The organism is Lentzea sp. NPDC004789, assembly GCF_053601075.1.
Map to the genome: position 1 here is coordinate 160,403 of NZ_JBSGBE010000001.1, position 23,668 is coordinate 184,070.

The 23,668-nt window shown below is 69.2% G+C and carries 17 protein-coding genes; 10 read left to right on the forward strand and 7 right to left on the reverse strand.

The window, feature by feature from the left end:
- Positions 1-16: 16 nt before the first annotated feature.
- Both ACWEIJ_RS00705 and ACWEIJ_RS00710 read right to left on the reverse strand, forming a co-directional pair.
- The gene (locus ACWEIJ_RS00705) at positions 17-697 is read right to left on the reverse strand and encodes a TetR/AcrR family transcriptional regulator (protein ID WP_449835112.1); all 681 of its coding nucleotides are present in this window, start codon (positions 695-697) and stop codon (positions 17-19) included.
- Positions 698-707: 10 nt separating this feature from the next.
- The gene (locus ACWEIJ_RS00710; protein WP_449835113.1) at positions 708-2,156 is read right to left on the reverse strand and encodes an MFS transporter; all 1,449 of its coding nucleotides are present in this window, start codon (positions 2,154-2,156) and stop codon (positions 708-710) included.
- 504 nt (positions 2,157-2,660) lie between these two features.
- Between ACWEIJ_RS00710 and ACWEIJ_RS00715 the strand changes: the two genes are divergently transcribed.
- From ACWEIJ_RS00715 to ACWEIJ_RS00760, 10 genes are all read left to right on the forward strand, one after another.
- Entirely contained in the window at positions 2,661-2,786 is a 126-nt protein-coding gene (locus ACWEIJ_RS00715; protein ID WP_281248831.1) for a hypothetical protein, read from the forward strand.
- Positions 2,786-3,226, forward strand: coding sequence for a hypothetical protein (locus ACWEIJ_RS00720; protein ID WP_449835114.1), 441 nt, complete (start codon positions 2,786-2,788; stop codon positions 3,224-3,226). Before ACWEIJ_RS00715 ends, ACWEIJ_RS00720 begins: the two co-directional genes overlap by 1 nt.
- A 21-nt stretch (positions 3,227-3,247) precedes the next feature.
- Positions 3,248-4,201: an ABC transporter ATP-binding protein gene (locus ACWEIJ_RS00725; RefSeq protein ID WP_449835115.1), complete on the forward strand. Its 954-nt coding sequence runs from the start codon at positions 3,248-3,250 to the stop codon at positions 4,199-4,201.
- Positions 4,201-5,076 (forward strand): hypothetical protein, encoded by an 876-nt coding sequence (locus ACWEIJ_RS00730; RefSeq protein ID WP_449835116.1) that lies wholly within the window; start codon positions 4,201-4,203, stop codon positions 5,074-5,076. The genes ACWEIJ_RS00725 and ACWEIJ_RS00730 overlap by 1 nt, the downstream gene beginning before the upstream one ends.
- A 56-nt stretch (positions 5,077-5,132) precedes the next feature.
- A complete protein-coding gene (locus ACWEIJ_RS00735; RefSeq protein WP_449835117.1) occupies positions 5,133-8,840 on the forward strand; it encodes an ABC transporter ATP-binding protein in 3,708 nt (1,235 codons plus the stop codon).
- 607 nt (positions 8,841-9,447) lie between these two features.
- Entirely contained in the window at positions 9,448-10,260 is an 813-nt protein-coding gene (locus tag ACWEIJ_RS00740) for a hypothetical protein (protein ID WP_449835118.1), read from the forward strand.
- Positions 10,261-10,543: 283 nt separating this feature from the next.
- Positions 10,544-14,227 (forward strand): multifunctional oxoglutarate decarboxylase/oxoglutarate dehydrogenase thiamine pyrophosphate-binding subunit/dihydrolipoyllysine-residue succinyltransferase subunit, encoded by a 3,684-nt coding sequence (locus ACWEIJ_RS00745; protein WP_449835119.1) that lies wholly within the window; start codon positions 10,544-10,546, stop codon positions 14,225-14,227.
- 79 nt (positions 14,228-14,306) lie between these two features.
- Positions 14,307-14,489 (forward strand): DUF6104 family protein, encoded by a 183-nt coding sequence (locus tag ACWEIJ_RS00750; RefSeq protein ID WP_449835120.1) that lies wholly within the window; start codon positions 14,307-14,309, stop codon positions 14,487-14,489.
- A 49-nt stretch (positions 14,490-14,538) separates the two neighbouring features.
- Complete coding sequence (locus ACWEIJ_RS00755; RefSeq protein WP_449835121.1) at positions 14,539-17,196, forward strand: NACHT domain-containing protein; 2,658 nt, start codon at positions 14,539-14,541, stop codon at positions 17,194-17,196.
- A gap of 81 nt (positions 17,197-17,277) precedes the next feature.
- The gene (locus ACWEIJ_RS00760; RefSeq protein WP_449835122.1) at positions 17,278-17,430 is read left to right on the forward strand and encodes a hypothetical protein; all 153 of its coding nucleotides are present in this window, start codon (positions 17,278-17,280) and stop codon (positions 17,428-17,430) included.
- A 55-nt stretch (positions 17,431-17,485) separates the two neighbouring features.
- Here ACWEIJ_RS00760 and ACWEIJ_RS00765 read toward each other — a convergent pair whose 3' ends face one another.
- The 5 genes from ACWEIJ_RS00765 to ACWEIJ_RS00785 form a co-directional block, all read right to left on the reverse strand.
- Positions 17,486-18,478, reverse strand: coding sequence for an aldo/keto reductase (locus ACWEIJ_RS00765; RefSeq protein WP_449835123.1), 993 nt, complete (start codon positions 18,476-18,478; stop codon positions 17,486-17,488).
- Positions 18,479-18,546: 68 nt separating this feature from the next.
- Complete coding sequence (locus ACWEIJ_RS00770; RefSeq protein ID WP_449835719.1) at positions 18,547-19,794, reverse strand: ABC transporter substrate-binding protein; 1,248 nt, start codon at positions 19,792-19,794, stop codon at positions 18,547-18,549.
- Between the two features lie 228 nt (positions 19,795-20,022).
- Positions 20,023-21,153: an imidazolonepropionase gene (gene hutI / locus ACWEIJ_RS00775; RefSeq protein ID WP_449835124.1), complete on the reverse strand. Its 1,131-nt coding sequence runs from the start codon at positions 21,151-21,153 to the stop codon at positions 20,023-20,025.
- The gene (locus tag ACWEIJ_RS00780; protein ID WP_449835125.1) at positions 21,150-22,427 is read right to left on the reverse strand and encodes a formimidoylglutamate deiminase; all 1,278 of its coding nucleotides are present in this window, start codon (positions 22,425-22,427) and stop codon (positions 21,150-21,152) included. The genes hutI and ACWEIJ_RS00780 overlap by 4 nt, the downstream gene beginning before the upstream one ends.
- Positions 22,424-23,593, reverse strand: coding sequence for an allantoate amidohydrolase (locus ACWEIJ_RS00785; protein ID WP_449835126.1), 1,170 nt, complete (start codon positions 23,591-23,593; stop codon positions 22,424-22,426). The genes ACWEIJ_RS00780 and ACWEIJ_RS00785 overlap by 4 nt, the downstream gene beginning before the upstream one ends.
- Positions 23,594-23,668 lie beyond the last annotated feature (75 nt).

Sequence of the window (23,668 nt, forward strand, 5' to 3'; positions counted from 1 at the left end):
GCTGCGGGGGTTTCGCCTATCTGAGGGCGGTCACCCGCGCCTTGATGCCGTCGATCACGCAGTCCAGCCCGAACTCGAACTGCCGCTCCAACGACCAGACCTCCTGCTCGTCGAGCATCTTGACGTAGTTCGGGTGCTTCTCCCGGTACAGATCGGCGATCTTGCCCAGGTCCGGCGGCGGCGAGTCCATCCCGCCGCGGGCGATGAAGTTCACCTCGGCGACCGCGTACCCGACGACGAAGCTCGACACCGTGGAGATCGACTGCGCCGCCACCGCCATCGACAGGCCCGCGCGCAGCATGGGTCCGAACATCGAGTCGGCCATCGCCACCGCGTTCGGGCCGATGCTGTTGAACTCGCCGATGCCGCGGACCCACCACGGGTGTTTGAGCGCGATATGACGGAACGAGTGCATCATCCCGCGCAGCGCGGTCTCCCAGTCGTCCTCCGGGCCCGGCAGGGTGAACTCGCCGTAGACCGCGTCGAGGCACAGCTCGATCAGGGCGTCCTTCGTCGGCACGTGCCAGTAGAGCGACATCGGGGCCGCGCCGAGCTCGGCCGCGAGCTTGCGCATGGACAGCTTCTGCAGGCCGTGCTCGTCCAGCATCCTCACGGCCTGGCGGACGATGGCCTCCCGGCTCAGGCCGAGAGGCTGCCCGCTGCCGGGCCTGGGTTTGCCGAACCACACGCTGTCCACACCGGCGATCCTAGGCACGCCGGAGCAACACGCTGGCCACCACACCTCCCAGGAATACCGCGACCGCACCGATCACGAGGCTCACGCCCATGCCCGACGAGAACGCCTCCCGCACGACCGCGACGTCCGCACCGCTGTGCAGGGCCTCGCTCAGGGATCGGGACGGCACCCCGTCGGGCAGTGCGGCGGCGAACCGCGCCGACAACAGCGCGCCCAGCACCGCGATGCCGAACGACGAACCCAGCTCGGACAGGGTGCTCGACAGACCGGACGCGATGCCGGCGCGCTCCGGCGGGATGGAGCCCATCAGCGCGTTGACCGCAACCGGTTGCGCCACACCGACTCCGACGCCGATGAGGATCAGCCCGGCCAGCGTCGGCGGATAGGTGTTCCCGATCGACAGCAGCACCACGCCGCCCGCGACGATCGTCATGCCGAGCAGCATCGCCTTGCCCGCACCCAGTTTGAGCACGAGCTGCCCCAACGTGTTGCTGGTGACGAGCAGCGCGATCGCCATCGGCGCCACGCGGACACCGGCCTCCAGCGGGGTGTAGCCGAGCACGCCCTGAAGGTGTTGCGTGAGCAGGAAGAGCGAGCCCGCCATGCCGAACGCGGCCAGCACCCCCGACGCCACCGCACCGGTGAACCGCCGGTCGGAGAAGAACCCGAGGTCCAGCATCGGTTCCGCGGTACGCCGTTCCCACCACGCGAACGCCGCCATGGTGACCACGCCCAGCGCCACCGGCACCCCGAACTCCGGCGAGCCGAACCCGTGCTCCGGCACCGAGATCACCGCGTACACCAGCGAGACCATGCCGATGATCGACAGGATCGAGCCGACGACGTCGGGCCTGCGCACGGCCGGGTCCTTCGACTCGGGCACCAGCGCCGCGACGGCCGCGATCGCCAGCGCCGCCACCGGCACGTTGATGAGGAACACCGAACCCCACCAGAAGTTCCTGATGAGCGCGCCCCCGATCACCGGACCGGCCGCGAAGCCGAGGCTCGTGACCGCGGCCCAGATGCCGATGGCCTTCGGGCGTTCCTTCTCGTCGAACAACTGCATCAGCACGGCCAGCGTGCCGGGCATCAGCATCGCGGCACCGACGCCCATGAAGCCGCGTGCCGCGATCAGCGCCTGCGCCGAGCCCGCGTACGCCGCCACCCCGCTGCCCGCGCCGAAGAGCAGAAGCCCGGCCAGCAACGCCTTCTTGCGCCCGAACCGGTCGCTCAGGCTGCCGGTCGTGAGCAGCAGGCCCGCCAGCGCCAGCGAGTACGCGTTGATCATCCACTGGATGTCGGCGGTGCTGGCGTGCAGTCCCGTGGAGATCGACGGGATCGCCACGTTCAGCACGGTGTTGTCCAGCACCACGACCATCACGGACAGGCAGAGCACGCCGAGCACGGCCCAGCGCTGTGGGTGCGGGTGCACCCCGACCTCCTCGGTCGTCGAAGTCATCTCGTCCCCCTTACGGTGTACGAGGACCTTACAGCGTACGAGAGCGCGGCGCGCAAGAGGGTTTCACGGAGAGGTTGACCGAGAGGTGCGCCACGGAGGCGTGCTGGAGAAAGGACCTGGGGGCTCGGAGGCGTCCCCCGAATAGCACTGCGGGCTCCAGCGAAAACGACCGGAGGTCGTTGAGCGCCAGAGCCCGCCACGTAAAGGGCGGCCGCGCTCAACCAGCCTGGGGGTCACTGGGAGCGGGGCCGCCGGAACCAAATATAGCGGGCCGGAGTGGGGCGCGCCCAGCACCCCCGCCCAAACGCGCACAGAAAGTTTCCCCGACTGGACCACTGCCCGTGTTCGGCCCGTCCAGCAAACGAGTGAATTCCCCCGCCCGCGGTGCGGCGAGCAGGGCCGACAGCCGATGAAGACGGAGTCGGGTGTCCCTCGAAGGGAGATTCCATGGCTGAACCACAGGGATGGATCCACTGCCACGACCCGTTCGGTCGAGACAGATCGATGACCGTTCTGGTGGAGAACGACCGAGTTCTGCTGGTCACGCCGCCGGGTGAGACCGCTGTGATGTCCGCCACTCAGACACGACGGCTGGGCTCCTTGCTCGACCAGGCCACGGCGAAGATGTGATGGACCGGGTCCTGCGAGACGCGGTGCTGCAAAGGCTGGCACTGCTGGACAAGGTGGCCGAGCACGGCGAGGCCGAGGCGCTGGTTCCGCTGGCCCGCGCGGAGATCCACCGCCTGGCGGACGGCTGGCGCCTGCTGCTGACGGTGCACCAGCCCGACGAGGACGGCCGGTGCCGGGCGTGTCCCGGCTGGCTGCGGCGACGGCGGTGGCCCTGCCAGGTCTGGAACATGGCCCACCAGCACCTGATCGGCGAAGGTCTGCCGCATCGCGAACGGCGACGGCCGTTGCGCAACCCGTTCACCCGATCGGGGACGATCGAGGTGCCCGAGGAGACACCGGTCGAGCTGACCACCGAACTCCCGCCGATCCTGACCGACCTGCCGCCGGTGGTGCACCGCGCGCCGGTGGTGTCGCGACCGAAGCACGCACTGCCCGACTGACCTTCGGGCAGGATGGGCCGCATGCATGACGGCAGCGGCCTCATCGCGGTCCAGAACCTGACGAAGCAGTTCGGTTCTGTCACGGCGGTGCAGAACCTGAGCTTCACCGTGTCCCCCGGCAGCGTGACGGGCTTCCTCGGCCCGAACGGTGCGGGGAAGACGACGACCCTGCGGATGTTGCTGGGGCTGGTGAAGCCGACGGGTGGCACGGCGACGATCAACGGACGGCAGTTCCACCAGCTCGGCCAGCCCGGCCGCGTGGTGGGTGCGGTGCTGGAGGCGCAGGGGTTCCACCCGCGCCGGACCGCGCGCAACCACCTCCGCGTCTACGCGGCCGCGATCGGCGTTCCCGACGGGCAGGCCGACCAGGTCCTCGGTCTGGTCGGCCTCGGCGGCGCGGCCGACCGCGCGGTCGGCGGGTTCTCGCTGGGCATGAAGCAGCGGCTCGCGATGGCCACCGCGTTGCTGGGGGATCCGCAGGTGCTGGTGCTCGACGAGCCCGCGAACGGCCTCGACCCCGAGGGCATCGCGTGGCTGCGCACGTTCCTGCAGTCGTACGCGCGCATGGGCCGCACGGTGCTGATCTCCAGCCATCTGCTCGCCGAGGTCGAGCAGACCGTCGATCAGGTCGTGATCATCTCGCGCGGGCAGACCATGTACTACGGGCCGTTGGATCACCTGCGCCAGCAACAACAACGCCGTGTTCTCGTGCAGCCGTCGGACGTCAGCGCGCTCGCCACCGCACTGCGCGAGGACGGCGTCCAGACGATCGAGCAGCTCGTGGACGGCCGTCTCGCCGTGTCCGGAGTGGACGCCAAGCACGTCGCGGACGTCGCGTTGCGCGCGGGCGTGTCCGTCTACGGCATCCAGGAGGAGCAGGTCGATCTGGAACGGCTCTTCTTCCAGCTCACCAGTGGCCAGTACGCCGGGTACGCGCCGGCTCCGCATCAGCAGCAGCAGGGTGGTTGGGTCTGATGGGCAACCTCGTACAGGCGGAGCTCCGCAAGACCACGACCACCAGCCTGTGGTGGGGACTGCTGATCCCGACCGTGCTGGTGGCGTTGGGCGGTGGCCTGCTCTCGGGTCTGATCGGCCGGTGGTTCGTCGACCTCACCTCGACCGCGGACGCCGAGCAGCTCTCGGAGATGCTCGGGGTCACGCCGGACCAGTGGAAGTTCTCCCTCTTCGGCATCGCGCGGTCGATCAACCTCGCCACGATCTTCCCGTTGATCTTCGGTGCGCTGGCGATCTCCGGTGAGGTCGGCAGGCGGACGATCACCACGACGTTCCTGACCGCGCCGTCGCGGATGCACACCATGCTGGCGAAGATGCTGGTCTACGCGCTGTGGGGCGTGATCTACGGGCTGGCGATCATGGGCTTCGTCGCGCTCGGCGTGGTGCTGACCAGCACGTCCGGTCAGCTGCCCGACGCCGGTGGCTGGGCGATGCTCACGCTGGTCTGCGTGCTGTCGTCGATCCTGATGACGATGTTCGGCATCGGGCTGGGCGCGCTGGTGCCGAACGTCGCCGGCGTGACCGTGCTGCTGATCATGTACTTCGTGGTGGTGGAGAACGCGCTGCTGCTCGGGCTGCGGATCGCGGGCACGCCGGAGACGCTCGTCGGGTTCCTGCCGAACGGGTCGGTGAACGGGCTCACGGGCTCCGTGGTCGTCGACCTGTTCCTGGCCAAAGCCGGCGTGGTGCCGGAGGAGGCGGTCACGTTCCTGCGGATGTTCGCGGGCGCGGGCGGCGCGCAGTCGTGGTGGCTGTCGGGCCTGATCTTCCTCGGCTGGGTGGCGGTCGTCTTCGGTGGCGGCTGGGCGCTCACTGCCCGCAAGGACATCACCTGACCAGCGCTTTTCCAAGATCTGCTTAACTGTCGGACCGCGTCCGTAGTCTTGGCTGCGTGACCAAGGGCTGGATCCGCCGACTGACCGCGGCCTGCTGGCAGCACCCCCGGCTGGTGGTGCTGTCGGTGCTCGCCGCGGTCGTCGGCGTGGGGCTGCAGGCGGCAGGTCCGTTGCTGCTCAAGACCGCGATCGACGACTCGACGGCCGGCCGCACGGATCGCCTGTGGGCGTTGACGGTGGCGCTGGTCGTGCTGGAGCTGCTCACGTTCGGATCGGCGTTCCTGCGCCGCTACCTGGGCGGGCGGCTGGCGCTGGGCGTGCAGCACGACCTGCGGCTGCGCGTGTTCTCGTCGGTGCAGCGGCTCGACGGCGCGAAGCAGGACGAGCTGCGGACCGGGCAGATCGTGTCGCGGTCGATCACCGACCTGCAGCTGGTGCAGTCGTTGCTGATGATGGCGCCGCTCGCGGTCGGCACGGTGGTGTTCGCGGTGGCCGCGCTCGCCGCGATGCTCTACCTGTCGGTGCCGCTGACGTTGATCGCGCTGGTCGTGCTGCCGCTGGTGGCGTGGCTCGCGGGCCGGACGCGGCTGACGTTGTTCCCGGCCACGTGGTCGGCGCAGCAGCGGGCGGCGGATCTCGCGCAGCACGTCGAGGAGACCGTCACCGGCGTGCGCGTGGTGAAGGGCTTCGGCCAGGAGGCGCGCGAGGTGGCGCGGCTGGAGAAGCACGCACGGGCGTTGTTCGCCGAACGGATGCGGGCCGCCCGGTTGTCCTCCCGGCCGCTCGCGACCGTCACGGCGCTGCCGTTGCTGGGCCAGGTCGGCGTGCTGGCGCTCGGCGGCTGGCTCGCGTTGCACGGCCAGGTCACGCTGGGCACGTTCCTGGCGTTCACGACGTACGTGGCGAACCTGGTGGGCCCGACCAGGATCCTGTCCGGGCTGGTGGTGTCCGCGCAGCTGGCGCGGGCCGGGGTCGAGCGGGTCTACGAGCTGATCGACTCGCAGCCGGACGTGACGGACGGTCCCGGCGAGGTGCCCGACGGCCCGCTCGGCGTCTCGTTCTCCGGCGTGAGCTTCGGCTACACCCGCAGCGAGCCGGTGCTGCAGGACTTCTCGATCTCGGTCGAGCCGGGCGAGACGCTGGCCCTGGTGGGCACCGCGGGATCCGGCAAGTCGACGGTCTCCCTGTTGCTGCCCCGGTTCTACGACGTTCATTCCGGTGCCGTGCGGGTCGGCGGCGCCGACGTCCGCACGTTGCGCCTGGAGTCGTTGCGCGGCGCGGTGGGTGTCGTCTTCGAGGAGGCTTTCCTCTTCTCCGACACGGTGTTCGCGAACATCGCGTACGGCCGGCCGGACGCCTCGCGGGCGGAGGTCGAGCGTGCCGCGAAGGCCGCGGAGGCGCACGAGTTCATCGAGGCCCTGCCGCTGGGATACGACACGGTGGTGGGCGAGCGCGGTCTCACGCTGTCCGGTGGCCAGCGCCAGCGCGTGGCCCTGGCCCGCGCGTTGCTCTCCGATCCCCGCATCCTCGTGCTGGACGACGCGACGTCCGCGGTGGACACCGCGACCGAGGCCGCGATCCACGCCACGCTGGCCTCGGTGACGGCTCATCGCACGACCCTGCTGGTGGCGCACCGCCGTTCCACGCTGTCGCTGGCGGACCGGATCGCGGTGCTGGACGCGGGCCGGGTGGTCGACATCGGCACCCACGAGGAGCTGACGGCGCGCTGCGCCCTCTACCGCGACCTGCTGGCAGGCCCGGACGAGGCGATCGAGTCCACGGCACCGGTGGCGACCGGCGAGCTGTGGCCGGAGTTGTCACAGGAAGAGCTCGACCGGCGCCTGCTCGACGACGCCAGGACGACGGCTCCCGCCGCGGCCGGCCGCCGCGGCGGTGGTGGCGGAGGTGGCGGTGGCGGCATGTCCGCGCTGGCCGGCGGTCCGCCGACGCCGGAGCTGCTGACCCAGGTGCGGTCGTTGCCACCCGCCACCGAGGTCCCGGTGTTGCACGGCGAGGACCCGCGAGCCCCCGATCCAGGCTTCCGCCTCGCGCGGCTGCTGCGCCCGGTTCGCTGGGCGCTGGCCGGGGTGGGCGTGCTCGTGGTGCTGGACGCGCTGGTGGGCATGGGCTTACCGGCGCTGGTCCGGCTGGGCGTCGACGGAGGCGTGGTGAAGGGGGCCGAGTCCGCGCTGTGGCTGGCGACCGGCCTGGGCGTCGGTCTGGTGGTGGTCGGCTGGCTGACCACGACGAGCAGCACGGTGTTCGCGGCCCGCCTGGGCGAACGCCTGCTCTACCTGCTCCGCGTCCGCAGCTACGCCCACCTGCAACGGCTCGGCCTCGACTACTACGAGCGCGAGATGGCCGGCCGCATCATGACGAGGATGACGACGGACGTCGACGCCCTCTCGACGTTCCTGCAGACGGGCCTGGTCACCGCCGTGATCAGCCTGTTCACCGTCGTGGGCATCACCGCGGCCCTGGTGGTCACCGACGCGTCGCTGGCCCTGATCGCCCTCGCGGTGCTCCCGGTCCTGCTGGTCGCGACCGTGATCTTCCAGCGCCTCTCCTCCACCGCCTACGCCGAAGCCCGCGAACGCGTGAGCGCCGTCAACGCCGACCTGCAGGAGAACGTCTCGGGCCTGCGCGTCGCCCAGGCGTACACCCGAGAACGCCACTCGGCCGAAGCGTTCGCCGAGCGCAGCGACGCCTACCGCCGCTCCCGCCTGCGCGCCCAGCGCTACATCGCCACCTACTTCCCGTTCGTGGCAATGCTTTCCGGCGTGGCCCAGGCCGTGGTCCTGGCCGTGGGCGCCCACCGGGTAGCCACCGGCACCCTGACGCCGGGCGTTCTGCTGGCGTTCCTGCTGTACCTGGGCCTGTTCTTCAGCCCGATCCAGCAACTCTCCGGCGTCTTCGACGGCTACCAGCAGGCCCGCGTGGGCCTGCGCCGGATCGGCGACCTGCTCCGCACCCCGAGCACGGTGGAGCCACCGCCCTCACCGGTCCCGGTCCCGGCCCGCCTGCGCGGCGAGGTCGAGCTGCGCAACGTCTCCTTCACCTACCAGGGCGCCGACCGCCCGGCCCTGGACAACGTGTCCCTGCACGTCACCCCGGGCGAGACCGTGGCACTGGTGGGCGAAACGGGCGCAGGCAAGTCCACCCTGGTCAAACTGATCGCCCGCTTCTACGACGCCACCGCCGGCGAGGTCCTGGTCGACGGCGTGGACGTCCGCACCTACGACCTCTCCGCCTACCGCCAACGCCTCGGCGTGGTCCCGCAGGAAGCCCACCTGTTCGGCGGCGACGTGGCCGAGAACGTCGCCTACGGCCGCCCCACCGCCACCCAAGCCGAGATCGAACACGCCGTGGCCGCCGTCGGCGCCCTCCCGATGGTCGGCACCCTCCCCAACGGCTTCCACCAGCCCGTGGGCGAACGCGGCAACCACCTCTCCGCAGGCCAACGCCAACTGCTGGCCCTGGCCAGAGCCGAACTGGTCAACCCGGACCTGCTCCTGCTCGACGAAGCCACCGCCGCCCTGGACCCGGCAACCGAGTCCGCAGTCCTGGCCGCCAGCGACCACCTGACCGGCGCCCGAACCACCTTCGTGGTGGCCCACCGCCTGGCCACCGCCGCCAAAGCCGACCGGATAGTCGTCCTGGCAGACGGCCGCATAGTCGAACAGGGCACCCACACCGACCTATTGGCCACCAACGGCGCCTACGCCCACCTATGGCGCCACAACACCCCAGAAGCAGCCGCCTGACCACCTGTCCACCCCAAACGCACGGTCATTCCCAGGGCGCCCTTGCACCTCGCGTTCCGCCGCCTCCGCCCCGCGGCAGCGCCCGCCACGCCACCTACCCACACCCGAGCCCTGGCTCTGCACCCATCCGCCCACAAGCACGGCACCTGCCACGCCACCTCACCCAGCCCCGAGCCCCGCATCCACCCCGCACCTGCCACACCAGCCCTGGCACACCCAGCCCAGCCCTGGCTCGGGCCCTGACTCCTGGCTCCGGCCTCAGCTCCGGCTCCATCTCGGGCCCTGACTCCTGGCTCCGGCCTCAGCTCCGACTCCATCTCGGGCCCTGACTCCTGGCTCCGGCCTCAGCTCCAGCTCCATCTCGGGCCTTGGCTCCAGCCCTGGCCCGGCTCCGGCACATCCCGGCGCCAGCTCTCCATCCCGGGCCGCACACGCCAACCTCACCCCAGCCCCAGCCCGGTTGCACGGCTCCGGGCTCACCCATTGCGCCCGCCCTGACCGCACCCGTCCCGACCGCGCCCGGCCCTACCAGTTCCTCCGAGTGGCTCCGTGGCCCCGGCCACGAACCCTCGTCCCCACCCCCACCCGTGACGTACAAACCGACTCCATGCCCACCCGCCCCAAAGTCCTGTACGTCTCCAACCTCACCTACCCCGCCAGAGGCAGGCGCTACTGCGACGAGGACATCCACCTGACCGCACACCTGCGAAAGGACTTCGACCTGGCCATCTGCCACCCGGAGGACGCCGCCGCCCTCATGGCGGGCTTCGACACGGTGGTGGTCCGCAACAGCGGCCCGGTCATCGACCACGCCGACGCCCACGCGCACTTCCGCGAGCAGGCGAAGGCCACCGGCCAGCGCGTCTACAACCCGCTCACCGGCAAGGCCGACATGGCCGGCAAGCAGTACCTGGTCGACCTCACCGCGCTGGGCTACCCGGTCATCCCCACGGTCGACGACCCGGAACACCTCGACCGCCTCCCACCCGCGGCCGAGTACGTCGTGAAGCCCAAGGCCGGCGCGGACTCGCACGGGCTGAGGTTCGTCACGCGGGACCAGATCGAGGACACCGGCGACCTCATCCAGCCCAGGATCGATTTCCGGTACGAGGTGTCGTTCTACTTCGTCGACCACGACTTCCAGTACGCGTTGCACGCGCCGGATCCGGCCCAGCGCTGGGAACTCGCCGAGTACACGCCTTCGACGACCGATCTCGAATTCGCGCGGAAGTTCATCGAGTGGAACGACCTCGACCACGGCGTCCAACGGGTGGATGCCTGTCGCACACGAGAGGGAGATCTTCTGCTGGTCGAGCTCGAGGACCTCAACCCGTACCTGTCGCTGGACCGCACCGACGAGCGGTCCAGAACGGACTTCGTGAAGGCGCTGAGCACGTCGATCCGGCGATCCCTCAGGTGAACAAGATCAATCCACGGAGTGGACTCGTTGTACCTATCGTGAACTGATCAGCGCGCTCGGTGCGTATGCCACTCCAACAGTGCACTGAAAGGGAGGAGACGTAGTGAGACGCACATCAAGAATTGCTCAACTGCGGGTGACGACCGGGCCGTCCTGATCGATCCTGTGACAGAGCACTCCTTGCCAGGTGCCTCCAGCGTGTGAAGGCCCGGGCCTGGGGGACTAGCCTGACTACCGCATGAGTCAACACCAAGAGCGAGATGGATAGAGGCGAGCGCCAGCCGTGTCCAGCAGCAGTCCTGCGTCACAATTCGGGCCGAACGAGTGGCTCGTCGAGGAGATGTACGAGCAGTTCCTCGCGGACCCGTCATCCGTAGACCCGGCATGGCATGACTTCTTTGCCGACTACAAGCGTGCGGGCGGTAACGGCACCGCCACGGCGAGTGCGGGTGGCGCTACGACGACCACCGCCACCGTGACCCCGCCTGCCGCCGACAACGGCAAGGCCGCGCCCGCCGCCGCCCCCAAGCCGGTCACGCAGCCCAAGCCCGCGGCCACGCTGCCGCAGACCGGCAAGCCCGCGCCGCAGCAGGCCGCGAAGGCCAAGCCGGTCACGCAGAGCGCGCAGCCCGAGCAGAAGCAGCTGCGCGGTGCCGCCGCCGCGATCGCGAAGAACATGGAGCTGTCGCTCACCGTTCCGACCGCGACCAGCGTGCGCGCCGTGCCCGCCAAGCTGCTGGCCGACAACCGCATCGTCATCAACAACCACCTGAAGCGGACGCGCGGCGGGAAGGTCTCCTTCACGCACGTCATCGGCTACGCGGTGGTCCGGGCGCTGCAGGCGTTCCCGAACATGAACCGGCACTACGCCGAGGTCGACGGCAAGCCGTTCGTCGTCACGCCGGAGCACGTGAACTTCGGTCTCGCGATCGACCTGCCCGGCAAGGACGGGCAGCGCACGCTGGTCGTCGCGTCGGTCAAGGGCTGCGAGAACATGACGTTCACGCAGTTCTGGCAGGCCTACGAGGACCTGATCCGCAAGGCCCGCACCGGATCGCTGACGACGGAGGACTTCTCCGGCACCACGATCTCGCTGACCAACCCCGGCACGATCGGCACGAACCACTCGGTGCCGCGGCTGCAGGCCGGTCAGGGTGCGATCATCGGCGTCGGCGCCATGGAGTACCCCGCGCACTTCCAGGGCACCAGCGAGCAGGCGCTCACCGACATGGGCGTCAGCAAGATCATCACGCTGACCAGCACGTACGACCACCGCATCATCCAGGGTGCCGAGTCGGGCGAGTTCCTCAAGCGCGTGCACCAGCTGCTGCTCGGCGAGGACGGCTTCTACGACGACATCTTCGCGTCGCTGCGGCTGCCCTACGAGCCGATCCGCTGGGTCGCCGACATCCCCGAGGGCGCGGTCGACAAGACCGCGCGCGTCATCGAGCTGATCGACGCGTTCCGCACCCGCGGCCACCTGATGGCCGACACGGACCCGCTGAACTACCGCCAGCGCAGCCACGCCGACCTGGACGTGCTGAGCCACGGCCTGACGCTGTGGGATCTGGACCGCGAGTTCCCGGTCGGCGGGTTCGCCGGCAAGGAGCGGATGAAGCTCCGCGACATCCTGGGCGTGCTGCGCAACTCGTACTGCCGCACCGTCGGTGTCGAGTACATGCACATCCTGGAGCCGGAGGAGCGCCGCTGGATCCAGGAGCGCGTCGAGGTTCCGCACGAGAAGCCGCCGGCCACCGTGCAGAAGTACATCCTCAGCAAGCTGAACGCGGCTGAGGCGTTCGAGACGTTCCTGCAGACGAAGTACGTCGGCCAGAAGCGCTTCTCGCTGGAGGGCGGCGAGACCGTCATCCCGTTGCTCGACGCGGTGCTCGACAAGGCAGCCGAGCACGAGCTCGACGAGGTCGTCATCGGCATGCCGCACCGCGGCCGCCTGAACGTGCTCGCGAACATCGTCGGCAAGCCGATCTCGCAGATCTTCCGCGAGTTCGAGGGCAACCTCGACCCCGGCCAGGCGCACGGCTCCGGCGACGTGAAGTACCACCTCGGTGCCGAGGGCAAGTACTTCCGCATGTTCGGCGACGGCGAGACCAAGGTGTCGCTGACCGCGAACCCGTCGCACCTGGAGGCCGTCGACCCGGTGCTCGAGGGCATCGTGCGCGCCAAGCAGGACCTGATCGACCGCGGTGGCGACGTGTTCCCCGTCCTGCCGGTCGCGATGCACGGCGACGCGGCGTTCGCGGGCCAGGGTGTCGTGGCCGAGACGCTGAACCTGGCGCTGGTGCGCGGTTACCGCACCGGTGGCACGGTCCACATCGTCGTCAACAACCAGGTCGGCTTCACCACCGCGCCGGAGCACTCGCGGTCCTCGAAGTACTCGACCGACGTCGCGAAGATGATCGGCTCGCCGGTCTTCCACGTGAACGGTGACGACCCCGAGGCCTGCTACTGGGTCGCGAAGCTGGCCGTCGACTACCGCCAGGCGTTCCACAAGGACGTCGTGATCGACATGGTCTGCTACCGCCGCCGCGGCCACAACGAGGGCGACGACCCCTCGATGACGCAGCCTGCGATGTACGACGTGATCGATCAGAAGCGCTCGGTCCGCAAGACCTACACCGAGGCCCTGATCGGCCGCGGCGACATCACGGTCGAAGAGGCCGAGAAGGCGCTGCAGGACTTCTCCAGCCAGCTGGAGCACGTCTTCAACGAGGTCCGCGAGCTCGAGAAGCACCCGGTGACGGTCAGCCCGTCGGTCGAGGCCGAGCAGCAGGTCCCCGCGAAGCTGCCCACGGGCATCACCCGCGAGGTGCTGGAGCACATCGCCGACGCGCACGTGAACCTGCCGGAGGGCTTCACCCCGCACGCCCGCGTCAAGCCGGTGCTGGAGCGCCGCGCGAAGATGGCGCGCGAGGGCGGCATCGACTGGGCGTTCGCCGAGCTGCTCGCGTTCGGCTCGCTCGCGCTGGAGGGCCGCAAGGTCCGCCTGGCCGGCCAGGACTCGCGCCGCGGCACGTTCGTGCAGCGTCACGCGACCCTGATCGACCGCAAGTCCGGCGAGGAGTACACGCCGCTGCAGAACCTGTCGCCGGACCAGGGCAAGTTCATGGTCTACGACTCGGTGCTGTCGGAGTTCGCCGCGCTCGGCTTCGAGTACGGCTACTCGGTCGCGAACCCGCAGGCGCTGGTGCTGTGGGAGGCGCAGTTCGGCGACTTCGTCAACGGCGCGCAGCCGATCATCGACGAGTTCATCTCGTCCGGTGAGGCCAAGTGGGGTCAGCGTTCCGACGTCGTGATCCTGCTGCCGCACGGCCACGAGGGCCAGGGCCCCGACCACACGTCGGGCCGCATCGAGCGCTGGCTGCAGCTGTGCGCCGAGGGCTCCATGACCGTCGCGGTGCCGTCGACCCCGGCGAACTACTTCCACCTGCTGCGCCGCCACGCCCTCGACGGCGTCGACCGCCCGCTCGTGGTGTTCACGCCGAAGTCGATGCTGCGCCTCAAGGCGGCCGTCAGCGGCACGGACGAGTTCATCAACGACCGCTTCCAGTCCGTGATCGACGACCCGACGATCAAGGACCCGAACGCCGTCACGAAGGTCCTGCTGTGCAGCGGCAAGATCTCCTACGAGCTGCACGCCGAGCGCGAGAAGCGCGGCGGCGGCGACGTGGCGATCGTGCGCGTCGAGCAGCTCTACCCGGTCCCGGCCCGCAAGCTGACCGAGACCCTGGAGCGCTACCCGAACGCGAAGGACGTCCGCTGGGTGCAGGAGGAGCCGGCGAACCAGGGCGCCTGGCCGTTCTACGGTCTGGCCCTGCCGGAGCTGCTGCCCGAGCACCTGGGCACCGTCCGCCGCGTGTCGCGCCGCCCGATGGCCGCCCCGTCGGCCGGTTCGAGCAAGGTGCACGAGGTCGAGCAGCGCGAGATCATCACCCGCGCGTTCGAGTGACCACCGGATGACCGAACGAGCCGCCGGACCGCACCTGGTCCGGCGGCTCGTTTTCTAGGACCGCACAGGAGTTTTCGCCATGTACTTCACCGATCGCGGCATCGAGGAACTGGAGCAGCGGCGCGGCGAGGAAGAGGTCACGCTCGCGTGGCTCGCCGACAAGCTCCGCTCGTTCGTCGACGCCAACCCGGACTTCGAGACGGCCATCGAGCGTTTCGCCACCTACCTGGCGCGCGACGACGAGGACGACTTCGAGGACTAGTCACCTCGAACAGCGTTGCAACGGGTGCAAACGGAGCGATTATCGGAGCATGGGCAAGCACCTCAGGACGATCATCGCGGCACTGTTACCGCCCGCTGCGGCGTTCACCGTCCTGCAGGCCTGGGCAACGGCACATCCGTGGTGGGCGTTCGCGGCGCTGCTGGCATGGCAGGTGTTCGTCTGGAGTTTCGCGTTCGTCAGCAAGCTCGTCGGCGGTACTGCCGACGAGCTGAACGCCCGTTGGAAGGGTCCACTCGCCAAGTGGATCGACGAGTGGGTCCGGCACCGCCTCTCGGGCTTCGAGCGCCGCTACCGCCAGTCCGTGCAGAACAGCGTGCGGTTCGTCGACCTCAAAGGTCTCGCGACGATGGGGTTCTACACGCCTCAGCTCGACGAGGTCTTCGTCGACGTCAGCCTGGTCCACAGCGATCCGGTCAAGGTGCCCTCCGGTGTGCTGGGTCAGCAGCACGTTGAGCCCGATCGGCGTTTCATCGGTGATCTGATCGACAAACCGGATCCCGTGGTGCTCGCGGTGATCGGGGCTCCCGGCTGTGGCAAGACGACGCTCCTCAAGCACACGGCATTGCTGGTGTGCCGCACGCGTCGTCGGCGACGGCGCGTCCCCGTGCTGCTCTACCTGCGTGATCACATCCAGGCGATCGCGCAGAACACCCCGCTTCCGGAAATGATCCACCGCAGAGCGTCGGCAGGCTGGTTCGAGCAGAAACTGGACGCCGGCTCGTGCGTGGTCCTTCTGGACGGCCTCGACGAGGTCGCGGACCTGGAGAACCGGCGCGAGGTCGCGGACTGGGTCGAGCGTCAGGTCGCGTGCTATCCGCTGAACGACTTCGTGATCACCTCCCGCCCGCACGGTTACCAGACCGCACCGATCTCCGGCGCGGACGTCGTGCAGGTTCGGGGTTTCAGCGACCAGCAGGTGACCCGGTTCGCGCACGGCTGGTACCTCGCGTTCGAGCAGCGCAGCACCGGGGAGAAGTCCGCCGCCGTCGCCAAGCGCGCGGCGGCGGAAGCCGATGACCTGCTCAAGCGCCTGCACCACAACCCAGCGCTCTACGAGCTGACCGTCAACCCGTTGCTGCTCACCATGATCGCGAATGTGCACAAGTTCCGCGGAGCGCTCCCCGGTAGTCGCGTCGACCTCTACAGCGAGATCTGCCAGGTTCTCCTCTGGAGGCGACAGGAGGCCAAGAAGCTCTCGTCGGAACTGACTGCCGACCAGAAGATGATGCTCCTGAGCGGACTGGCGTTCGTGATGATGAGCCGCCACGTCCGCGACCTCTCCAGCGAACAGGTCAAAACCGAGTTCCGCTCGTTCCTGCGCCGGACAGCACGAGGGATCGACGAGGACGAGGTCCTCACCGACATGACGTCGAGCGGTCTGCTGGTGGAACGGGAACGTGATCTCTTCGCCTTCGCTCACCTGACCTTCCAGGAGTACCTCGCCGCTCACCACATCCGGGAGAAGCAACTGACCAAGGCGTTGGTGGACAACGTCGACGACGTGTGGTGGCGCGAGACGACGTTGCTCCACGTGGCCCGCGTGAACGCGGACCCGATCGTCCAGGCATGCCTCGACTCGGCAACGGTCAGAGCGTTGTCGCTGGCATTCGACTGCTCGGAGCACAGCAGCGAGCTCGCCCCGGAACTCCGCGCGGAACTCGATCAGTTGCTCGAGACCGTCTTCGACGAGAAGCAGAACACCTCGCTGCGGAGCCTCATGATCCACGTCGTGGTGTCACGCCATCTGCGCAATGTCGTCCGCACTGGCGAAGGCACCCGGCTGTGCACAGAACCCGTGACAAGGCGCATCTATCAGTTGTTCCTGGAATCGCATCCTCGTCATTGGCCGGACGGCTCGCTCGGCACACCTGACGAACCCGTCTGCGGGGTTCGACGGGCTGACGCCCAAGCGTTCGCCGAATGGGTCAACAGCAGCGACAGCTTCGAACGCATCGTCAGATTGCCCAGCAACGTCGAGCTGGAGTCGTGGCCGATGCGAGCGAAGCTCGGACAGCTGGTCCCCTGGGCATCAGATCGCCGTCTGCCCGCGCTGTCCGACCCGCGAAGCTACATGGTCTCCGCCGAACTTCTGGACAAGGACCTCGCCCACGACCTTCTCGTGCTGCCCGCAGTTGTGGAGAGCGCGGAGCTCTTCATGAGGACGAAGGATCTGCCGAACGGGTCAGTGCATCTCCCACCGCAGTCCGGCCTGCGGGTGCTGAAGCTCGGCGCGGCCACCAAGACCTGGGCCGGGCCGACGACGATCGGCCACGCACTGGTCAAAGCCGTCGAACGGTCTGCGGAGAGCACCAAATCCACCTTCGGGGATCGATTCCGGTTTGCGTTCATCAAGGTCGTCGGCAGTCGGGACGAGCACTACCAGGTGCCTCCCGACTGGATACCGGAGCTGATCGACCGAGCCGGTCAGGCCCCGATGACGGACTGGGGGAACGCCAGTCTCACGGAGTTCGCCACGCTGGCAGATGCCGTGTTCTCAGGAGAGGAACCACTTACCCCTGAGATCGCTTCGGAGTTGCGAATAGCAGCGATGTGCCTGTCCCTGGAGACTGACGACGACGACCAGGCGATGCGCTTTCGCTTCATCGCTGCCGGTGTGTCGTACCTGCAACGCCGGATCAGCGGCGCCATCCCGCCGATCGAGACGATCGTGCTGGCGATGGATTGACCTCGCCGACCGGCCGCACCGGTCTCGGCCCTCCCGGTACCGTCGGCGACGTTCACCGAACAGCACAACTGGGGGTACGAGATGAGCACGTTCAGGAAGATCACCGCCGGCCTCGTGGCGGTGGCGGCGTTCGGCATCCTCACCGCGACCGCCGCGCAGGCCGAGGGGTACCAGAGCACGGACGGCTACCAGTCGACGGACGTGGTCACGCCCGACTACGCCACGATTCACTAGCGCGGAAGGCCGATGACGAGCCGCCGGTCCGCCTGGCCCGGCGGCTCGTCGCGTCCTACCAGGCGTAGGCCTCCGGGGCGGGCTTGGAGCCGTTCGGGGCGGGCGCCGGGAACAACTCGTCCAGCTTCGCCAGCACGTCGGCGTCGAGCTTGAGCTCCGCCGCGCGCAGCGAGTTGTCCAGCTGCTCCGCGGTGCGCGGGCCGATGATCGGCGCCGTCACGCCCTCCTGGTGCAGCAGCCAGGCGAGGCCGACGTTGGCCGGGTCCTCCCCGAGCTCGGCGCAGAGCTTCTCGTAGGCGTCGATCGTGTCGCGGTACTTCTCCAGCGCGTCCGCGGACCGTCCGGACGCGCTGCGGGAGGCGCCGCCCTCGCGCTGCTTGCGCAGGACTCCGCCCAGCAGGCCGCCGTGCAGCGGCGACCACGGGATCACGCCGAGGCCGTAGTGGCGGGCCGCCGGCAGCACTTCCAGCTCCACCCAGCGGGTCATCAGGTTGTAGATCGACTGCTCGGACACCAGGCCGAGGAACCCACGCGTCCGTGCGGCTTCCTGGGCCTGGGCGATGTGCCAGCCGGCGAAGTTCGACGAGCCGAAGTAGATGACCTTGCCCTGCTGGCGCAGCACGGAGAAGGCTTCCCAGATCTCGTCCCACGGGGTTTCGCGGTCGACGTGGTGCATCTGGTAGAGGTCGATGTAGTCCGTCTGCAGGCGCTTCAACGACGCGTCGCACGCGCGGCGGATGTTCAGCGCGGACAGCTTGGTCTCGTTGGGCCAGTCACCCATGCTGCCGTAGAGCTTGGTGGCGACGACCGTCCTTTCGCGACGGTTGCCGCCCTGGGCGAACCACCGGCCGATGATCTGCTCGGTGACGCCCTCGCCCTGCTTCCAGCCGTAGACGTTGGCCGTGTCGAAGAAGTTCAGGCCGTGTTCGTGCGCGCGATCCATGATCGCGTGGCTGTCGGCCTCGGACGTCTCGGGGCCGAAGTTCATCGTGCCGAGGCACAGCCGGGAGACGGACAGGCCGCTGCGGCCGAGGTGGGTGTATTCCATGCTCTCCACCCTGCCTCGCGCGGGCGCGCGATGCCACGTGGAGTTGCTCCAGGGACACGGCCCTCACGTCACCGACCGGCTCTCCGGGCCACTTCCGACTCGAACTGGTCCGTGACGATCGTGAGACCGCCTGCCACCTTCGCGTCCGGCCGGAGCACGAACGTCCGCGTCGCGGACGGCCTGCCGGTGATGGAGAACCGCAGTGGCACGGACATGCCGCCCGATTCGACGCTTTCGACCTCGCGGAACGCCTTGAGGACGCCTTCGCGGGAGAAGTCCTTGCGCTCACAGGCGCGCTTCAGCACCGCACCGAAGCTCAGCCCGACCAGGTAACCGTAGTTGACCCCCATGGACGGGACGCCCTGCGGGAAGATCGACCGGTACGCCGCCGCGACCTGGCGCGGGCCGGCGATCGCGGCGTCGAACGGGGCGACGGACGACAGCACGAAGACCTGACGTTCCATGACGGTCGCGAGCGGTCCCTGCAACAGCTCGGGGGCGAAGCCGGGGTTGTTGATGATGATCGGGACGGTGAGCCCGAGCTGCGCGGCGGCGGCGACGGCGCTCGCCGTCTGCCGCGGGTTGGTGCTCAGGATGATCGCCTTCACGCCGGCCTCCTTGAGGCTCGCGATTCCCGGCGACATGTCCGGATCGGCGTCCTTGAGCGCTGCTTTCGTCAGGTTGAGACCGAGTTGGCGGACGGCGAAGGTGCTGCCGGAGATGGCGTCGTCGCCATATTCGTTCTCGTCGCTGATGTGCAGGTGGCCGACCGTGTCTCCGCGATTGAGCAGACCCTGCCGCATCAGGTACTCGATTCCGTTCATGACGTCGACCTTGTAGGTCGCCCCCACGACCATCATGTACGGATTGTCCAGCAAATCGCTCTTCCACGAGGTCGGCGCCACCAGGACCTGCTGGTGGAGCATGTCATCTTCGATCGACTGGGCGACCTTCGCCCCGACGAGCTGCACGAATCCGAGAACCTGGGGTTCGAGGGAGAGGTACTCGGACCTCCCCTTGCCGGTGTCGAAACCGTGGTCACGAACGATCAGTTCGACTTTTCTGCCGCAGATGCCGCCTGCGGAGTTGACCTTTTCGACGAACAGCCGATTGCCTTCGGTGACATTCTTTCCACCCGAGGCGAAGGGACCGGAGAGGTCGCTCAGAACACCCAGGTAGATCTTGTCCTGGGTCACCCCGGGCCCACCGCGAAACCCCCCGAGAAGGGGTGCGGCACCAATTCCTCCCCCACCGCAGGCAGCCAGCAGGGATGCAGACATGCACAAAGGGAGGACCCGAGAGATGAACCCGGACATCTTCACGTCCAATCGACCGACGGCTCGAAGGAGCTTACCTCCACCTTCACCCGATCGACAGTCCTCTCAGCACTTTTCACGACATCGTCGAATTAAATGGTAACCAAGTGACCTGTAAACGTTTCCGCCGACAATCACGCCGGATTTCGTCATAGTTTTGATAACTGAAATTTCGAACCTTTTGCCTGGCCCGTGCGTAGCGCCTGCCAGCAGGCCCACACGCGGGGGTTATACACGTATGCCACGCCGCCAGACGGCGTGCGTCAACGGCACGCCCGGCCGATACGCCAGATGCGTGATCGACGGCGCGTCCAGCACGTGGAGGTCAGCGCGCGCACCAGGCCTGATGACGCCGATGTCGTCTCGTCGCAACGCCTGCGCGCCGCCCGCGGTGGCCGACCACACGGCTTCCTCGACGGTCATGCGCATCTGCAGCACCGCGGTCGTGACGCAGAACGCCATCGACGAGGTGTAGGACGAGCCCGGGTTGCAGTTGCTGGCCAACGCCACGGTCGCGCCCGCGTCGAGCAGCGCGCGGGCGGGAGGCAGCGACTGGCGGGTGGAGAGATCGCAGGCCGGGAGCAGCGTGGCCACCGTGTCCGACGACGCCAGCGCGTCGATGTCCTGCTGCGACAGGTACGTGCAGTGGTCGACGGACGCGGCACCGAGCTCGACCGCCAGCCGCACACCCGGCCCCTCGCCGAGCTGGTTGCCGTGCACGCGCAGGCCGAGGCCCTTCTCGCGCGCGGCCACGAGCACTGCCTTCGACTGGTCGTAGTCGAAGGCACCCTTCTCGCAGAAGACGTCCGCCCAGCGCACGAGAGGTGCGACGGCGTCGAGCATCTCGCCGCGGACCAGGTCGACGTAGGTGTCGGCGTCCTCGCCCGGCGGGACGAGGTGAGCACCGAGGAACGTGATCTCGTCGGCGTGCTCGGCGGCGATGCGCGCCGACCGCACCTCGTCCGGAACGTTGAGGCCGTAGCCGGTCTTGGTCTCCACGAACGTCGTGCCCTGCCGGAGCGCCTCGGCGACGTGCCTGCGGACGACCTCCGACAGCTCGGCGTCGGCGGCCTGCCTGGTGGCGTTCACGGTGACGGCGATACCGCCTGCGGTGTAAGGCTTTCCGGCCATGCGCGCCCCGAACTCGGCGGTGCGGTCGCCCGCGAACACCAGGTGGGTGTGGCTGTCGACCCAGCCGGGCAGGACGGCCCGGCCCTCGACGTCGACCCGCTCGTCCGCGGCCGGGGCGCTGGAGGCCTGGCCCACCCAGGCGATCTCCGCGCCGTCGACGACCAGCGCGTCGCCGCCGAGCTCGGTGTTCGTGGTCAGCTCGCCGATGCCGGTGATCAGCACGCTCATGCCCACAGCTCCTCGATCGCGTCCGCCAGCAGCCTGCCGACGTCTCCCAGGGTCTCGTGCACACCGCCGGAGGCGACCACCCGGCCACCGACCACCACGGTGTCCACATCGGACGCTGTGGCCGACAGGAAAACCTGCTGCGGCAACGAACCCGCGGTGCGGGGCGTCGAGCAGCTGATGGCCACGAGGTCGCAGGGCGCGCCGGGTTCGATGCGGCCGGCTTCCGGCCATCCCAGCGCGTCGTGACGGGTGGCGGCCCGCAGCAGTTCGGCGGGCGAGAAACGACCGCGCTGACCGGTGCGAAGGCGTTCGTTGTGCTCCAACGCGCGAGTCTCCAGCAGCGGGTCGATCACGGCGTGCTGGTCGCTGCCCAACGACAGCGGGCTGCCCGCGTCGGCGAGCTCGCGGGCCGGCCCGATGCCGTCGGCGAGGTCGGCCTCGGTGGTCGGGCAGAAGCACGCACCGGTGCCGGACTCGCCCAGCAGCGCGATGTCCTCCGGCGTCAGGTGCGTGGCGTGCACAGCCGTGGTGCGCGGGGACAGCGCGCCTGCTTCCGCCAGGATCCCGGCCGGGGTGAGGCCGTAGGCGCCCAGGCAGGCTTCGTTCTCCGCCGGCTGCTCGGACAGGTGGACGTGCAGCGGGGCATCCGGGAATGCTTGCGCCACCACGGGAAGCTCGTCGCGCGGGACGGCTCGGACCGAGTGGATCGCGGCACCCACCCGCATCACGTCGTCGGACTTGAGCTCCGCGACCCGACCGGCCCACGCCTCGGCACTGCCGTCGGAGAAGCGTTGCTGCACCTCGTTCAACGGCTGGTCGATGCCGCCCGCGAGGTAGCAGGTGTCCAGCAACGTCAGCCGGATGCCCGCGTCCTTCGCGGCTTCGCGCAGGGCGTGACCGAACTCGTTCGACCGGTCGTGGACGTAGTGGAACTCGCCCACCGTCGACACCCCGGCGAGCGCCATCTCGCCGTAGACCGCGCGGGCGAGACGGTAGTAGGACCGCGGGGTGAGCTTGCCGGCCAGCGCGTACATGCCCTCGCGCCACGTCCAGAACGTGCCGCCACCGTCGTGGGTGCGGCCGCGCAGCGCCCGGTGGAACGCGTGCGAGTGCGCGTTGGCGAAGCCGGGCACGACGATGCCGTGCAGCCTCCGCACCCCCAGCGGAATCGTGTCCACTTCGGACACCGAGGTGATCACGCCGTTCTCGACGCGGACCAGCACGCGTTCCGCGAGGCCACCGGGCAACCAGGCCCGCTCGCACCAGAAGTTCATGAGGCGAGGTGTTCGAGGGTCGCGGCGAGCGCCTTGACGCCCGCGTCGACGTCGGCCTGCTCGGCGAACTCCTCCGGCGCGTGGCTCACGCCGGTGGGGTTGCGCACGAACAGCATCGCGGTCGGCACGTGCGCGGCGAGGATGCCCGCGTCGTGCCCCGCGCCTGTCGGCAGGGCCGGCACGCCGCCGAGCGCGGTGGCGATGTCGTCGCGGAGCCGGGTGTCGAAGTACACCGTGTCGCCGTACGACTCCTCGGTGATGGTCAACTCGCAACCCTCCTCCCTGGCAGCGTCGCGCGCCGCCTCGGAGATCTCCGCGACCATCGCGCGGGTGCGCTCGTCGTCGGTGTCGCGCGCGTCCAGCCAGACGTCCACAGTGGACGCGATGACGTTCGTGCCGCCGGGGTTGGGGACGAGCCGCCCCACGGTGGCACGCCCGCCGTCCCGTGCCGCTCTCCGCGCTGCCAGCACGAGTTGCGACGCCGGGAGCATCGGGTCGCGGCGGTCCTCGATCAGCGTGGCACCGGCGTGGTTGCCCTCGCCGCTGAACGTGAAGCGCCACCGGCCGTGCGCCAGGATGCTGCTCGCGACGCCGACCGGGACCGTCAGGCCGCGGCCCTGTTCGACGTGGAGCTCGACGAACTGGCCGATGCGGCCCAGGGTCCTGGTGTCCTCGCCGACCAGGTCCGGGTCGTAGCCCGCGGCCTTCATGGCCTCGGCCAGCGTGATGCCGTCCGGGTCCTTGAGGCCCAGCGCCTTGCCCGCGTCGATGGCACCGGTGAGGAGCCGGCTGCCCAGGCACGCGACGCCGAACCGGCCGCCTTCCTCCTCGGCGAACACCGCGATGGCGAACGGCCTGCGCGGCGTGAACCCCTTGGCCTGCAGGAGGTCCACGGCCTCCAGGGCGCTCGTGACGCCGAGGGGGCCGTCGAACGCGCCGCCGCCGGGCACGGAGTCCAGGTGGCTGCCGGTGACGAGCGCGTTGTCACCGCGCTCCCCCCACCAGGCCCAGAGGTTGCCGTTCTGGTCGGTTTCGACGTTCAGGCCGCGCTCGACGGCCTGCTCGACGAACCAGTGGCGCAGTTCGAGCTCCGGCTTGGCGTAGGCGTGGCGGGAGTAGCCGCCGCGCTTGGCGTCCCGGCCGACGTCCGCGATCTGGTCGAGCATCACGCCACCACCGGCGCGCTCGCGCAGGGGTCCCCTCCTGGGGGTCCCCCAATTTCAATTCTCCCAGCGAGGTCT